Source organism: Nocardioides sp. NPDC092400, assembly GCF_040684155.1.
Classification (GTDB): domain Bacteria; phylum Actinomycetota; class Actinomycetes; order Propionibacteriales; family Nocardioidaceae; genus Nocardioides.
In genome coordinates this window covers 134,093-148,557 of the sequence record NZ_JBFBFJ010000008.1, presented here as the reverse complement: position 1 = coordinate 148,557, position 14,465 = coordinate 134,093, and the positions used below count along the sequence as shown (strand labels likewise).

10 protein-coding genes are annotated in these 14,465 nt (G+C 77.0%); 3 read left to right on the top strand and 7 right to left on the bottom strand.

What is annotated here, in order from left to right:
- Positions 1-114: 114 nt before the first annotated feature.
- Complete coding sequence (locus AB0N29_RS19470; RefSeq protein WP_364869457.1) at positions 115-939, bottom strand: hypothetical protein; 825 nt, start codon at positions 937-939, stop codon at positions 115-117.
- Positions 936-3,107 carry a delta-60 repeat domain-containing protein gene (locus tag AB0N29_RS19465; protein WP_364869454.1) on the bottom strand — a complete coding sequence of 724 codons (2,172 nt, stop codon included), beginning with the start codon at positions 3,105-3,107 and terminating at the stop codon, positions 936-938. Before AB0N29_RS19465 ends, AB0N29_RS19470 begins: the two co-directional genes overlap by 4 nt.
- 235 nt (positions 3,108-3,342) lie before the next feature.
- Between AB0N29_RS19465 and AB0N29_RS19460 the strand changes: the two genes are divergently transcribed.
- Genes AB0N29_RS19460 through AB0N29_RS19450 form a run of 3 tightly spaced genes read left to right on the top strand, consistent with a single transcriptional unit; the run spans position 3,343 to position 7,494 of the window.
- Positions 3,343-5,463, top strand: coding sequence for a hypothetical protein (locus AB0N29_RS19460; RefSeq protein ID WP_364869451.1), 2,121 nt, complete (start codon positions 3,343-3,345; stop codon positions 5,461-5,463).
- Positions 5,460-6,473: a glycosyltransferase family A protein gene (locus AB0N29_RS19455; protein ID WP_364869448.1), complete on the top strand. Its 1,014-nt coding sequence runs from the start codon at positions 5,460-5,462 to the stop codon at positions 6,471-6,473. The genes AB0N29_RS19460 and AB0N29_RS19455 overlap by 4 nt, the downstream gene beginning before the upstream one ends.
- Before the next feature lie 7 nt (positions 6,474-6,480).
- A complete protein-coding gene (locus tag AB0N29_RS19450; protein ID WP_364869445.1) occupies positions 6,481-7,494 on the top strand; it encodes a hypothetical protein in 1,014 nt (337 codons plus the stop codon).
- 51 nt (positions 7,495-7,545) lie between these two features.
- Here AB0N29_RS19450 and AB0N29_RS19445 read toward each other — a convergent pair whose 3' ends face one another.
- From AB0N29_RS19445 to AB0N29_RS19425, 5 genes are read right to left on the bottom strand one after another with little or no spacing between them, the layout of a single operon-like run.
- Positions 7,546-8,739: a hypothetical protein gene (locus AB0N29_RS19445; protein ID WP_364869442.1), complete on the bottom strand. Its 1,194-nt coding sequence runs from the start codon at positions 8,737-8,739 to the stop codon at positions 7,546-7,548.
- Positions 8,736-10,064: a methyltransferase domain-containing protein gene (locus tag AB0N29_RS19440; RefSeq protein ID WP_364869439.1), complete on the bottom strand. Its 1,329-nt coding sequence runs from the start codon at positions 10,062-10,064 to the stop codon at positions 8,736-8,738. The genes AB0N29_RS19445 and AB0N29_RS19440 overlap by 4 nt, the downstream gene beginning before the upstream one ends.
- The gene (locus tag AB0N29_RS19435; RefSeq protein ID WP_364869436.1) at positions 10,061-10,960 is read right to left on the bottom strand and encodes a sulfotransferase; all 900 of its coding nucleotides are present in this window, start codon (positions 10,958-10,960) and stop codon (positions 10,061-10,063) included. Before AB0N29_RS19435 ends, AB0N29_RS19440 begins: the two co-directional genes overlap by 4 nt.
- Positions 10,942-12,645: a lipopolysaccharide biosynthesis protein gene (locus tag AB0N29_RS19430; RefSeq protein ID WP_364869433.1), complete on the bottom strand. Its 1,704-nt coding sequence runs from the start codon at positions 12,643-12,645 to the stop codon at positions 10,942-10,944. The genes AB0N29_RS19435 and AB0N29_RS19430 overlap by 19 nt, the downstream gene beginning before the upstream one ends.
- Positions 12,642-14,357: a hypothetical protein gene (locus tag AB0N29_RS19425; protein ID WP_364869430.1), complete on the bottom strand. Its 1,716-nt coding sequence runs from the start codon at positions 14,355-14,357 to the stop codon at positions 12,642-12,644. The genes AB0N29_RS19430 and AB0N29_RS19425 overlap by 4 nt, the downstream gene beginning before the upstream one ends.
- Between the last annotated feature and the right edge of the window lie 108 nt (positions 14,358-14,465).

Below are 14,465 nucleotides of genomic sequence, written 5' to 3'. Positions count from 1 at the left end.
CAGTGCCCGACGACCGTGCCTGCGACGGTCCGGTCGACGGCGCCGCCCCGGCTCCGTCCGGGGCCTCACCGCCGGTGAGGCTGGTCGCGTCCCCCGCGCGCGTGGCCACCGCGCTCAGCCGCCCTGGTCGACGTAGACGTTGTCGACCGCGCCGTTGAACTGGTCGGGGTCGGACGCCGCGATGACGCCCCCTGGCAGCACCTTGGCGCCCACCGCGACCGGGACCGCGGGGTCGAAGGCGACGGCCCCGATGCGGCCGACCGCGGAGACACGGCTCGGCGGCGACCAGGTCCGGTCCGGCCGGGCCCGCGCGAGCGTGAGGACCAGGCGCCGCCCCTTCCGGGAGCAGGAGGCCCGGTACCACCGCTCCCGCTCGACGGCGGACCGTGCGCTCACGGTCACGGCGCCCCGGTCGCCGGCGACCCGGCACGAGACCACGCCGTGGTCGACCTGCAGCTTCAGCTGCGAACCGTCGGCGAAGAGCCCCCGCTGCAGCAGGTTGTCGCCGTCGTCGGTGCCGGTGCCGTCGGACTCGGCGTCCAGCGCGAAGTCGGCGCCGAACGCGAAGCGCACCAGGCCCGGGCTCAGCCGGTCGCGGCCGCCCTGCGAGCGCACCACCACCGCGGCCGCGCCGTCCTCGCCGAGGCCCGGGAACCGCGCGCCCGTGCCCGGCACCCCCTCGTCGAGGAGCACCCGACCGCCGTCCTCGGTGGTCACGTCGACGACGACCGGGTGGGTGCCGCGGTTCGACACACCGGCGAGCACGGCGCCAGGTGTGCCGGCCCCTCCCTCGAAGTCCAGGCGGAGCTCGCGGGGCCGGTCGTCGACCGGGAAGTCCGCGCGACCCGCGAGCCGGGTCTGCTGCGGCGTGCAGGCCACCGAGGTCCCCGCCAGGAGGGCGACGGCGACCGTGGCCACGCGGCGGGCCCGGGCGGTCACGGCGCGGACCCCGCTCCGGGAGCGAGCCCGGGTCCGGGTGCCGGTTGCGGCGGCGCGCCCGGAGCCGGCTCCGGTGCCGGCGCGGGTGCCGGCGCGGGTGCCGGCGCGGTCGGGGCAGGGGCCGGCGCACCGCCGGGGCCGGAGTAGAGGAACAGGGCGCGGCCGGCCCAGCTGGTCCCGTCGAGCGCGGGGCCCGAGAGGCGGCGGGCCGAGGACGCGACGGGTACGCCGTGCCGGCTGCCCGGTCGCCACCCGATCCGGCGCAGCCCGCCGTCGGCGCCGGCGACGTACAGGTGGGTGCTCGTCGCAGCCATGCCGCGGACGTCCGCGGGATGGAAGCCCCGCACCCGTTGGGCGGCGGCGCGGCGCCGGGCACCGACGACGCCGCTGGACGGCGAGAAGTAGCGGTAGTGCAGCGCGTCGGAGCCCCTGCGGGTGAAGTAGATCCGCCCGTCCTGGAAGAACATCCCGGTCGCGTTCCGCACGTCGTCGCGCCAGGAGGTGAGGACGCGGATCCGGTCCTGGGTCGCGACCTGCTCCGCGGCGCCGTACGTGGTCCCGTCGAAGGTCCGGCGGGTCAGCGAGCCGTCCGGGAGGGCCAGGTAGAGCCACCCGTCGACCATGAAGGCCGCCCGCACCGAGGACCAGTCGACACCGCCGTCCGGAGCGGTCGCGCCGCCCTCCACCGGGCCGGAGGGACCAGCGAGCCGACGCCGCTCCAGCCGGTCCGCGCCGCCGACGCCACCGACGTAGACGTCGTTGGGCACGGCGGACCGTCGCACGGGGGGCGGCACCGCGGCGCCGCGCGGGAGGAGCGAGACCCGGGCGTGGTACTCCCCCGCGACACGCACGGTGTCCGACACCAGCCAGAGGCCCTGCTCGGTGGCGAGGAAGTCGAAGACACCGGTCCCGCGGTCCCGGCCGGGGTCCCAGGCCAGGGGCAGGCCGTTGAGCGGGTCGAGGGCGGCGATGCCGTTGCGGGCCACCGCGCCCGGTCCGGGCCGGTTGCCGGCGAACGGGTTGTTCCACCACCGCTCGTGACCGCCGACGTAGACCGCCGGGCCGGTCACCTCGACCGCGTACGTCGTGTCGCCGCCGCTCTGGTCGTTCCACGAGGGCTGCACGCGCCGGCCGGTCGCCGCCGACTCGAACCTGCTGACCGAGTCGCAGGCCGCCGCCCCGCCGCCGTAGGCGCCGGTCGTGGCCACCACGAAGTAGCGGCCGTCCGGGGAGAAGTCGACGTCGCGCATGTAGGAGTCGTTGTGGCGCGAGCACGGCTCCTCGTAGAACCGGGTCCGCAGGCGCCCCGGCCGGGCCACCGTCCCGCGCAGGTCCAGGGTGAGGAGCTGGTGCGCCCGGGCGCCGGCGAGGCGCGCGAAGTTGCCGACCGCGACGAGCCGCGATCCGTCCGGCGACACGTCCAGCTTCAGCACCTGGGTCTGGCCGCGGCGGTGGTGGCCGGCCACGCGGAGCGTCATGTAGCCCGTCGGGCGGCCCGTCGTGGGCGAGAGGGTCGCGAGAGCCTTGCGGGCCCGCCCGCCGATGTGGGTGAACGCGCCCGCCACCCAGAGGCGGCCGTCGCGCAGGCGCAGGTCCCGCACCTTGCCGGCCACCGGGGAGGGGTCGAAGGAGGGCACCACCGCGCCGTCGCTCGTGCGCAGCCGGGCGAGCCGGGCGTACCGGCCGCCGTCGATGGTGGTGAACGTGCCGCCGACGTACAGGCTCTCCCCGTCCGCGGCCGGCTCGACCACGCGGACGCCGCCGACCACCTGCGGCCGGAAGGTGGTCAGGACGCGTCCCGTGCTCGCGCTGAACGCCACCAGGCCTCGCCGCTGGAGGATGGGCGTGGCGAGCGGGGCGGGTCCGTCCTCGCGCACCCGGGTGAACGTCCCGCCGAGGAACACCGTGTCGCCGACCTGCGCGATGGAGTACACCCGGCCGTTGAGGACGTGCGGCGTGCCCGCCGAGGGCTGCTCGGAGGCCAGGTGGTCGCCGATGCCGGGCACCCCGACCACACCGCCCGCCGAGCGGGCCGGGAGGGTGCCCGGCGTCCCCGCGAGGGCGGCCGGGGCCGCCAGGCCGGCGCACACCAGCAGCACGGTGACGAGCACCGCCACCGGCAGCGTGACCGGCGACGTCACCGGCGACGTGGCAGCTCGAAGGCTCATCAAGGTCCGACCTCTCGGCAGCAGGCGACGACACGTCCGGTCGTCGAGGCTCGAAGGCTAGGAGCGCCGAGGAGGCCCGGGAGCGCCGCTCGCGCGGACTTCCTCAACATTGGTGAGGGCAGCCGCGGCGCCCGTGGGTTGGCTGGAACCCATGCATCCGGCTGTCCTCGTCCCGCCCCCGAACGCACCCCCGGTCGCACCCCCGGTCGCACCGCCGGCCGGGCGCTCGACGGGGGTGGCACGACCCGGGCGCTGGACCGGTCCGGGCTGGCCGATCACGGTCCTCCTCGCCGGCTACCCCCTGTGGTGGCTGCTCGGCATCGACGCCTTCCTCCCTCTCGCCCTGGCCGTGCCGATGGCCCGGCAGCTGCTGCGCGGGCGCACGGTCGTCCTGCCCGCGGGGCTCGGGTGGTACCTGCTGTTCCTCTGCTGGATCCTGCTGGGTGCAGCGCTGCTGTGGACCGACGCGCCGAGCGCCGTGCCCGGCGGCGGCGGGCCCTCCCGCCTCCTCGTCTTCGCCTTCCGGCTGGCGTGGTACGCCGCCTGCGCGGTCGTGCTCGTGTGGGTCGCCAGCAGCCGGCGCGAGCACCTCTCGGACGGCCACGTTCGGGGGCTCCTCGCCTGGCTGTTCCTCGTCTGCACCGCGGGCGGCATCGTCGGGCTGCTGAACCCCGACCTCGAGATCACCTCGCTGACCGAGGCGCTGCTGCCGGGCGCCCTGCGCGAGAACGCCTTCGTCGCGTCGCTGGTGCACGCGGAGGTCGCGGACGTGCAGTGGGTCCTCGGGCGACCCGAGCCCCGCCCCAAGGCGCCGTTCGCCTTCACCAACACGTGGGGCAGCGTCCTCTCCCTGGCCCTCGTCTTCCTCGTCGCGCTGGACCGGCGCCGCCGGCCGTGGCTCAGGGTCGCGATTCCCGCCCTGCTCGTGGTGGCGGCCTGGCCGGTCGTCTACTCGCTGAACCGGGGGCTGTGGGTCAGCATCGCGATCGGGGCGGTCGCGCTGGTCGTGCTCCGCGCCGCACGCGGCGACCGGCGGGCCGCGGTCGGCCTCGCCCTCGCCGTGGTCGTCGGTGTCGGCGCGCTGCTCGCCAGCCCGCTCGGCGCGATCTACGGCGACCGCTTCGACAACCAGCACAGCAACGGGCGTCGCGGGCAGCTGGTGGCCACGACCACCGCGTCGGTGACCACCGGCTCACCGGTCGCCGGCTTCGGGACCACCCGGGACGTGCAGGGCAGCTTCGCCTCCATCAGCGGGGCCGCCACCCCCGACTGCCCCGCCTGCGGCGTGCCTCCGCTCGGCACCCAGGGCCAGCTGTGGCTGGTCCTGTTCTCCCAGGGCTGGGTGGGCCTCGGCCTGTTCCTGACCTTCGTCGCGCTGGCGCTGGCACGGACCTGGCGCTGCCGCACGACCAACGAGACGGTCTGCGCCTTCGCGCTGCTCTTCCTGCTCGTCCAGCTGCCGGTGTACGACACGCTCGGGATGTCGCTCTACATCGTCATGGTCGCCGTCGGCCTCGCCGCCCGGGAGCGGTCCGAGCGGGCGGGCGCGCTGCCGGCCCGCAGGCGGGTCGACGACCTCGGCCGGCGGCTGCGCCGGGCGGCGCCGGTGGCCGCGGGGGCCGTCCTGCTGGGCGCCCTCGGGGGCGCGGCGGTGGCCGCGGCCCCGCAGGAGCCGGAGCACCGGGCACGCGTGCTCATCATGCTCACCCCCGCACCGGTCTACCTCTCGACCGGGCCGGACCGCGTCGCCGCCGGCGAGGACTACGACCCGCCGCGCAACATCACCGTGGACACCGAGGCGGCCCTGCTGATCTCCGAGCGCTCGCTGCGCCGGGCCTCGGCGGCCACCGGCGTGGCGGTCACCGACCTGCGCGACGCGGTCGCCGTCGTCGCCCCGCCGAACTCCGAGGTGCTCGAGCTGTCCGTCGACCTGCCCGACCCGGCCCAGGCGCAGACGGCGGCGGCGGAGGTCGCCTCGTCGTACCTGCGCGAGCGCGAGGCGTTCCTCCTCCAGCGTCGCGACGACCTCGTCCGGCGCCTGACCCGCGAGCTCGCCGCCCTCGACAGCGGGGTCGGTGGGTCCCAGACCCAGCGGCAGGGCATCGCGCGGGAGATCGACTACCTGGAGACCTCGCGACCGAAGGTCGGCGAGGTCATCCGCACCATGCCGGCCGTGCGGCTGCCGGACCGCAGCGAGGTGCCGATCGCCTCCGGTGCGGGCCTCGGCCTGCTCGCCGGCGTGGTCCTCGTCCGGCGCCCGACCCGGCGCCCGACCCGGCGCCCGACCCAGCGCCCGACCCAGCGCCCGACCGGGCGCATACCACTGCCCCCGCAGCACGAGGAGGAGCGCCCGTGAGGACCGACCGGCCCGCCACGTCCACCCCCACCACTCCCGCCCGCAGGCAGGGCCGCCGCCGGCTGCCGAGCGTCGACGTGGTCGTCGCGGTCGGCGCGGACCCGCGCCGGGCGCGCACCGCCGTGGCCTCGGTGATGGCCCAGGACTACGCGGGCCGGATCCGTTGCCTGGTGGTCCGCGACCGGGACCACGGACCGGGCGGAGGTGCGGGTGACCCGGGCGGCCTCGACGGGCTGGGGGGCCTGGAGGGCCTCGACGGCCGGGCACCCGGTCGGTCCGTTGAGGTGCTCGCCAACACCCGCTCCCCCGGCCCGGCGGGTGCGCGCAACACAGGGATCCTCGCCGGCAGCGGCGACCTCGTCGCGTTCTGCGACGAGGCCGACGTGTGGTTCGAGGACAAGGTGACCCGCCAGGTGGCCGTCCTGGAGCGCACCGGCGCCGCCGCCTCAGTCACCGGCGTGGTCGTCGACCACCGTGACCACCGCACCACACGGATCCCCCGGCCCGAGGACCTCACCGTGCACCGGCTGGCCCGGCGCACGACCGCCGCGGGCCACGTCCCGACCGTCATGGTGCGGCGCTCACGCCTGCTCGACGACATCGGCCTGCTCGACGAGGAGCTGCCGGGCGGGTACGCCGAGGACTACGACTGGGTCCTGCGGGCCGCGACCGTCGACCGGTTCGCCGTGGTCGAGATGGGGCTCGTCCTCGCCCGCCCCCGCCCCCGGCCCCTCGCCCCGCAGTGGCCGGCCGCCGTCGCGGCGATCGACCGGCTGATCGCCAAGCACGCCGCCTTCGCCGAGGACCCCCGGGCGCTCGGACGGCTCCACGGGCAGCGCGCCGTCGCGCTCGCCGCCTCCGGCCAGCACGGGGCGCTCGTCGCCGCCGCGCGCGCCCTGCGGACGTGGCCCTGGGACCCCAGCGGGTACGTCGCCGGCGCCGTGGCACTCCACCTGCTGTCCGTCGACGCGGTGGTCGAGCGGGCCGACCGCCGCGGCCGCGTGGGCTGACCGCCCGGTGGCCATCTCCGCACGCGCCTCCACCGCGCTCGCCGCCGTCCTCGCGGCCGGCGTCCTGTGGGCGCTGCTCGCGACCTCCCCCGGCGTGCCGCGCGCCGGCGCGCCCGCCCCCGGCACCACGGACGCCGGACCCGCCGCGCAGGCCGGGCCGGGCGTCGACTGCCCCCTCACCGCCCGGGGGCTGCCCACCTGCGGCGCGCTGGTCGGGGCGACGCACGGCGCGAACACCCCGCCGACGTCCCTGGAGGCCGCGGCCGGGCGCCCGCTGGGCATCCGCCGCACGTTCTACACCCCCGGGCAGGTCGGGCGCGCCGTCCGCACCGCGCGTGAGGACCTCCGCCGCGGGCGACTGCCCTGGATCAGCTTCAAGCTCCCCACCGACTGGGCGGCGATGGCCGCCGGCGACGGCGACCCCTGGGCCCGTCGCGTGGCACGACGCCTCGACCGCCTCCCCGGTCCGGTGTGGGTCGCCTTCCACCACGAGCCCGAGGGTGACGGCGACATCCAGGACTGGCGGCGGATGCAGGAGAGGCTGGCCCCGCTGGTGCGCGGGCTGGCGGACAACGTGGGCTTCACGGTCGTGCTCACCGGCTGGAACCAGATGTACGGCGAGGAGAAGTACTCGCTGGAGCGGGTGTGGCCGCGCGACGTCACGATCGACCTGGCCGGCTTCGACGTCTACAACGACGTCGGGGTCACCCGCGGGGGCCGGACCGAGCTGGAGTGGCCCGACCTGGGGGCGGAGTACTTCGCCCCGATCGCCGCCTGGGCGGCGGCCCACGACGTGGCCTGGGGCCTGGCGGAGACCGGCATCACCGACACCGCCGCGGAGGTCGAGCCCCGGTGGATCCAGGAGACCTACGCCGACCTGGTCCACTACGGCGGGGTCGCGTTCACCTACTTCGACTCCTACCTGAACTCGATCGGCTCGTGGCCGCTGGAGACCCGCACGAAGCAGGAGGCCTTCCGGGAGACGCTGCTCAGCAGCCCGCGCGCCTGGTGGGTGCGCTGACAGCGCTGACGGCGCTCGACGGAGCTGACAGCGCTGACCCACTCGGACCGGTCACCGGTCGAGGAGGTCCTCGAGCGCCGTCAGCGTGCAGAGCCCCCGGTCGCGGATGGCGGCTCCCTGGGCGGAGGAGGCCAGCGTCAGGTAGCGCTCGGTGACCGCGACGAGGTACGCCGCAGCGAGCACGCCACGGGGCCCGGGCCGGTCCTCGCGCGCCGTCGTCGGGGCGGTGACCGCCTGCAGGACGGTCGCCGGGGTCGTGCCGCGCCGCGTGGTCGCGACGTTCACCGCGAAGTGCAGCCGGTCCAGGCCGTGGGGGACGCCGGTCTCGAACCGCTCCCAGTCCCACAGCTGCACCCGCCCCCGCGCCCGCGCCATGTTCCACGGGGTCCAGTCGCCGTGCCAGGCGCCGACCGACCACACGTGGTCGCCCGACGCGTCCTCCACGCGGTCCATCGCGTCGTGCAGCCGCCGGCACCAGCCCGGGTCGGCGAAACCCGTCGCCGCACGACGCTGGCGGGCCCACCAGGGCAGCGACGGGAGGGTCCCCGGCGCCTCGGCGAACGCCGAGGCGAGCTCGGCCATCGCCTCCGCCGGCGGGGCCGGGGGCAGCGGGGACAGCCGCGGCCGACCCGTCGGCAGCGGCTCGAGGACCAGCACCACCCGGCCGTGCCACACCGACTCGTGCAGCACCCGCGGGACGCGGAGGAGCCGCAACGGGACGGCACCCACCCGACGCAGGTGAGCGCCCTCCGCCGCCACGTCGACCCGGGACACCTCGGAGTCGCCGATCTTCACGAAGGCCACCGTGTGCCCGGACGTGTCGAAGACCTGCAGCACCGGCTTCCGGTTGACCCGCTCCGAGCCCACGCCGACCGAGAAGACGACCGGGTGGCCCAGCAGCTCCTCGAGGTGCCGGGCGAAGGAGTCCTCCGAGGCGCCGGTCACCTCGACCCGGGTGCCGAGCAGGGCGCCCCGGGTCGTGCCGACGACGGCGGCGCCGGCGACGCGACGTACCGCCTGGGGCACGGAGGTGTCGGTGCTGAACCGGCACAGGGAGCGGGCGGCGGCCTTGCGCGAGCCGACGGGGACGACGAGGCGTGGCGTCCGGGCGCTCGGCACGAGCGCCCAGGCCCCCGAGGGGCCCTCGGTGAGCGTCGCCGCGGGCCACAACGACCGGAACGCCGAGACCAGCGCCCCGTCCGGCGGCGGGACCGGCGAGGCCGGCCGCGCCGCCGGGCCGGTCACCGGTCCCTCACGCAGGCGAAGAGGTGACGGCCGTAGTTCCGCTCGTAGGGCGCGACGGCGTCGCTGTCGGGACCCAGGTCGATGATCCGGTCGAAGGTCCCGTGCTCGGCGAGGAAGGAGCGCACGTGCTCGGCGTCCCACTCCGGGAGCGACTCGCGGAACCACTGCTCGTGCGCCTGCCCGGTGTCCAGGAAGAGCACGCGCCCGGTCGCGCGGTCGAGCAGCCGCACCAGCTCCTCGGGCGAGGACGTGCCGCGGCCCAGGACGAAGTGGTGCAGCAGGCTGAAGCAGGACACGACGTCCCACGGGCGCTCGGCGCCGCGCAGGAAGTCCACGGCGTCGCCGGTGTGGATGCTCCCGGGGTCGGTGCCGTGCAGCGCCGCCGAGAGGCCCGGCGCGGCCGGGTCCCGCTCGATGCCCTCGGCCTCGAAGCCCCGCTTGCCGACCTCGCTGACGAACCAGCCGTAGCAGGCGGCCACGTCGAGGTACGTCGGGTGGTCGCTGCCCGCCGCGACCTCCTCCAGCAGGGGGGACATCGCCTCGAGCCGGTCGGTGCAGCGCCGCACGACCCGCCAGGACCGGCGGAGCTCGGGGGCGTCGACGGGCTGGTAGAGCTCGTGCTCGCCACCGATCCACGACATCGAGTCCAGGACGTCCTGCAGCGGGGTGCTGACCGCGAGCCGGCGCACGCGCGCCTCCACCGCGACCGCTCCGTGCTCGACGTCCAGGGCGAGCCGGTGGTGGCCGTCCACGACCTGGTAGCAGTCGGAGTCCCGGACCGGTGCGAGCAGGACCGGCGAGCCGGCGGCGCTCTGGTTCGGCCGGGTCGGCTCGCGCTCGGCCGTCCCGAGGTCGGTCGCGTCCGCCGCTCGGGCGAGGAACTCCCGGGCGATCTCGAGCACGCCGGCGTCGTCGGTGGCCCCGAAGTACTGCCCCGACACCCGGATGCAGGCGCGCGCGAGCGCGGCGTACTCGCTCCCGAGCACCTCCTCGTCGGTGAGCGGACGCTCCCGGCCCGCCCGGAGCAGGGCCGCGTGCGGCCCCTCCGCGACCGTGCGCGAGCCCCAGAGCAGGTCGCCGGTGGCCTCCGCGACCGCGGAGGCGGGCAGGCCGTTCTGGCCGCCCAGGAGCACCTTGGCGAGCGGGACCCGGCTGGTGCCCTGGTGCCAGACGGCCACCGAGAGCGCCTTCTTGATCGGCGGCGGCATCGGCGCGCGGCCGACCGCTGCGGTCCCCGCCGCGGTGCCGTCGTGGATGCGTCGTCCGATCCGGTGCCGCAGGCCGCGGACCCTGGAGCGGTGCAGGGCGGTGGTCAGCGTGCTCATCGGGTCACCGCCGCGGTGCGCCAGGACGGCTCCTCGCCGAGCAGGTCGGCGAGCGCGGCGTCGGAGTCCGCGAACCTCTGCAGCAGCTCGGCGTGCTCGTCGGGGGGCAGCGGATCGGCCGGGCGGGCGTTCCACCGCTCGACCGCTGCGGGGACCCACACCGAGAGGCCCAGCCGCCGCTGGAGCGCGACGAACTGCGGGACCGGGTCGGCGAAGAACCGGTCGGCGTCGACCACGTGCACGCGGTCGCGGCCGAGGGCGTCGACGAGGCGCTGAACCTGCTCGGCGTACCGCCCGCGGCCGACGTAGGCGTGGTGGCGGTGCTCGTGGCTGCGGTACCCCGGCTCGTCGACGAGCCGCTGCTCCTCGCCGACCAGCCGCTGCTCCTCCGCCGCGACGGCGGCGTCGAACGGCAGCGACTCGAACCCGCGGGCGACCTCGTGCCGGTGCGCGGAGCGGGCCCGCTCGACGGGGTCGCGGACCAGCACCACGACGTGGGCGCGGGGCAGGTCGCGGGCGATGCGCTCGGCGGCGAGCGGGTGGAAGAGGTAGTACCCGCTGCACTCGAAGGCGCGCAGGTCGCGGCCGGGCCGGGCCAGCGCCGCGAGCGCGCTGACCGGGAAGTGGGAGCGGTACCAGCGCGGACCGCGCTGGTACTCGTCGTCGAAGTAGCTGGTGCCCTTGGTCACGGTGGGCCGGACCAGGTCGGGGTGCTCGGACAGCAGCCGGAACATCGTCGTCGTGCCGGCCCGCTGGGCCCCCACGACGAGGAGGTCCGGCTCCATCCGCACCGGTGCGGTCAGCCACCCCCATGCCCCCAGCGCGGCCCGCAGCCGGCTCGTGGTGCGCGGGGACAGGTGGTCGCCCAGCTGCCGGGTCAGGTCTCGAGCAAGCACGGCTCGTCACTCTCCTTCGGTCGCGCCGCTCCCCCGCCGGACACCCGGGTGGGTGCCGCGCCGGGGATCCGGTCGTCTGGATGGGTGCCGCCCCCGGTCGGGAGCGGCGGGGTTCCTGGGTGCGGCTGCGCCGGGTCGCCGGCGGTCGCGGTGGGGGTGGTGGCTGCCTCGCGGCCGGCCCGGCGGCGTACGGCGGCCGCCGCCTCGCCCAGGCCGAGCGGGCGCCGCAGGGCGACCAGCAGCACCGCGTAGGCGCCGGAGCCGGCCACGGCCACGAGGAGCACGGGTCCGGGCGAGGGGTCGCCCCGCAGGGCGAGCAGCAGGCCGGGCACGCCGAAGCAGGCCAGGGCGGCGCCGCCGGCGAGCGCGGGTGCGGCCCACATCGAGCGGGTCAGCCCCACGGCACGGCGGACCTGCCAGACGCCGAGCGAGCAGCGGACCGCCAGCGCCAGCGCCCAGGCCAGGGCCGCACCGGCGATGCCGACCCGGGGCACGAGGACCAGGCACGCCGCGACGTCGACCGCGAGGGCGACCAGCCCGTTGACCATGCTGAGGCCGCTGCGGCCGGCCATGAGGAGCAGCGTGTCCACCGGCCCGGAGGCCACCGCCAGCAGCATCGTGGAGGCCATCACCGCCACCGTGACGACGGCGCCGCGGGTGACGTACTCCTCGCCGAAGATCGCGAGGTACACGGGCGCCGCTGCGCCCACGACGAGGTAGACCGGCCACACCAGCAGCACCGCCCAGGCCGTGGTCACCGAGAACGTGCGGCCCAGCGAGTCGTCGTCGCGGCGGAGCAGGAGCAGGGTGAAGCGCGACTGCAGCACGTGGTGGATGGCCTGGTTGGCCATCTGCCCGACGGCGACGAAGCGGGTCGCGGCGGTGTAGAGCGCACCGTGCAGCGGCGAGAGGAGCGCGGTGACCAGCACGATGTCGGCGCGCTGCACCGCCACCTGGGCGAGGCCGGCGACGCCGCGGGGCCACGTGAACGACCAGAACTCCCGGGCCAGCGACCGCTCGGGGACCGTCGCCGCGCCCTTCGGTCGGGCGCGGAGGCACCGCCGCAGCGCCGCCGCGGCGAGGACCAGCGAGCCGGCGTAGACCGCCGACCAGCCCAGGGCGAGCGCCGCGGGCCCGGCTCCGGCCGACAGCACGACGGCCGCCACCGCCACCTGGGCGCCGGCACGCAGCACCCGGTCGACCACCGCGGTCTGGCCCATCTGGCCGAAGGCGCGGGTCGCGGCGAGCATGACGTCGGCGAGGACGCAGCAGGGCAGGGCCGGCGCGGCCAGCCGGACCACCGTCGCGCCCTCGTCGCCGAGGCCGGCTCCCGACGCGATCGGCCCGGCGAGGAGCATGACGAGCACGGTGACGGCGCAGGCGACGAGCCCGGCCGGGACGGCCGCCACCACCACGGCCCGGCGCACGTCCTGCCCCCGCCCCTGCGCCTCGAGGCGCAGGAGGAACCGCGCCAGCCCCGTGTCGACGCCCAGCCCGGAGACCGTGGCGACCATGACGAAGAGGGCGACCACCGCGAAGAAGAGCCCGGCCTCGCCGGCGGGGAGCCCGCGCGTCACCAGCACGGTCAGCGCCAGCCCGCAGACGGCGGCGAACGCCGAGCCGAGCAGGCCGACCAGGCCCCCTCGGGCGACCTGCCGCAGGTGCTCGGAGGCCCCCTGCGTCACCGCACGCTCCCGGGCCCCCGCGAGCTCGCGGCACCCGGACCCGTCGCCGCGGCCGCGACCGGCGCGGCGCGACCGGTCACGACTCGGGACACCCCCAGGCGCACCCGCCGCCAGGAGCGGGCGATCACCCCCGACCGCGCCCGAGACGCCTCGTGGGCAGGCGCGGTGGTCCCCGGTGCCACAGCCTCGGGGGCCGCTGCGCGCGCAGAGGCCGGGGTCACCAGCACCAGGAGGACCGAGGGCGCCCCCACGCGGCGCAGCTGGTCGACGTCGGCCTCGAGGTCGCCCACGCCGGTCGGCTCGTCGGGACCGAGGCGCTGCTCGTGGACCTCCAGGAGGACCGTGTCCGCGTGCGCCGCGAGCGCCTGGGTCCGGGGCTCGGCCGGGCCACCGGTGCAGACCAGCAGCACGTCGGCGTCGGCGCGCAGCTGCTCGAGCAGGCGGGCCGCCTCCGGGCTGGCCGCCAGGTCGTCGAGGTGCTGGGGCGTGGTGCCCGCCCCGAGCATCCGCAGGTGGCTCCCCTCCCCCAGCGCCGCCTCGTCGACCGAGGCGTCACCGCGCAGCACGTCGGCGAGCCCGCGACCCGGAGGGCCCAGCGGGCGACGTACGTCGACCAGCACGGTGCGCAGGTGCGCCGCGGCCAGCGACCGGGCGAGGCCCACCGCGCTGGCGGACCCGGCCGCGCCGCTCGGGTGGCTCAGCAGGACCGTCAGCGGGCGTGCCCGCTCGGCGGCGAGGAGCGCGGCCCGCAGCGGCACGGCTGCCTCGGCCGAGGCCGCGGCCGGGACCGCACCGAGCAGCGGGGCGGGCAGGCGCGCCGCGACCCCCGGCACCGCACCGGCGTGGCCGCCGGCGCTGCCGGAGCTGCCGGGCCCCCCGGCGGTGCCGGCTGCGTCGACCGCCCCGGCCGGGCCGCCCCGGCCCAGACCGGCGGTCAGGAGCCAGGCCAGCACGCCGCCGACCGCAGCGCCTAGCAGGGCGGCGGTCACGGTGCCGCCCGGCAGGCCGGTGCTGCCGACCACCGCCGGCGTGACCACCTGCCCGGGGTCCGGCGTGGAGCCGCGCGTCGCGCCGAGCTGCGCCCGCAGCTCGTCGATCTGGGCGGAGATGTTGACGACCTGCTCGGTGAGCACGGCGGAGCGCGACGTCCGCGGCGGTGCCGCGGCCAGCTGGTCCGACAGGGTCTCCTGCTCGGCGAGCCGGTCGCGGATCTGCTCCTCGAGCTCGGCTGCGCGGTCGAAGCGCGTGGACTCGGTGCGGCTCTGCCGGAAGTCCAGGTAGGTCTCGGCGAAGGCCTGCGCCCGGAGGGCGGCCTCCTCGGGCGTCCCGGCCCGCGCCGAGACCTCGAGCAGCTGGGTGTTGGGCGGGACCGAGACCGAGAGGCCGGCCAGCAGCGTGCCGGCGTCCTCGCCCAGCGCGGCCCCCACCAGCTCCGCCATCACGTCGGAGCGCACCAGCTGGGCCTCGGTCTCGAGGTTCACCAGCTCGTCGCCGCGCCCGTCCGGGCTGAACGGGTTGCCCTCCAGCGGGTTCACCAGCACCACGGAGGACGCCTCGTGCACCTCGGCCTGCCGGAGGCCCCACCACGTCCCCGCGAGGCCGCCGGCCACGAGGCCGACCACGATGGCGAGCGCGGCGACCGCCCGCGCACGGCGACGTCGGCGGCGGTGGACGTCTTCGGTGGTGGCCACCTGGTGGGTCCGGTCGAGCACGACAGGCTCCTCTCGCTGGGAGCCGCCATCGTCGGGTCGCACCTCCGGCCCGGGCAGCGCTGCCGGACCTTCTTCCCCCGTATTGGGGACGCCGCTGCCCCGCGCCGC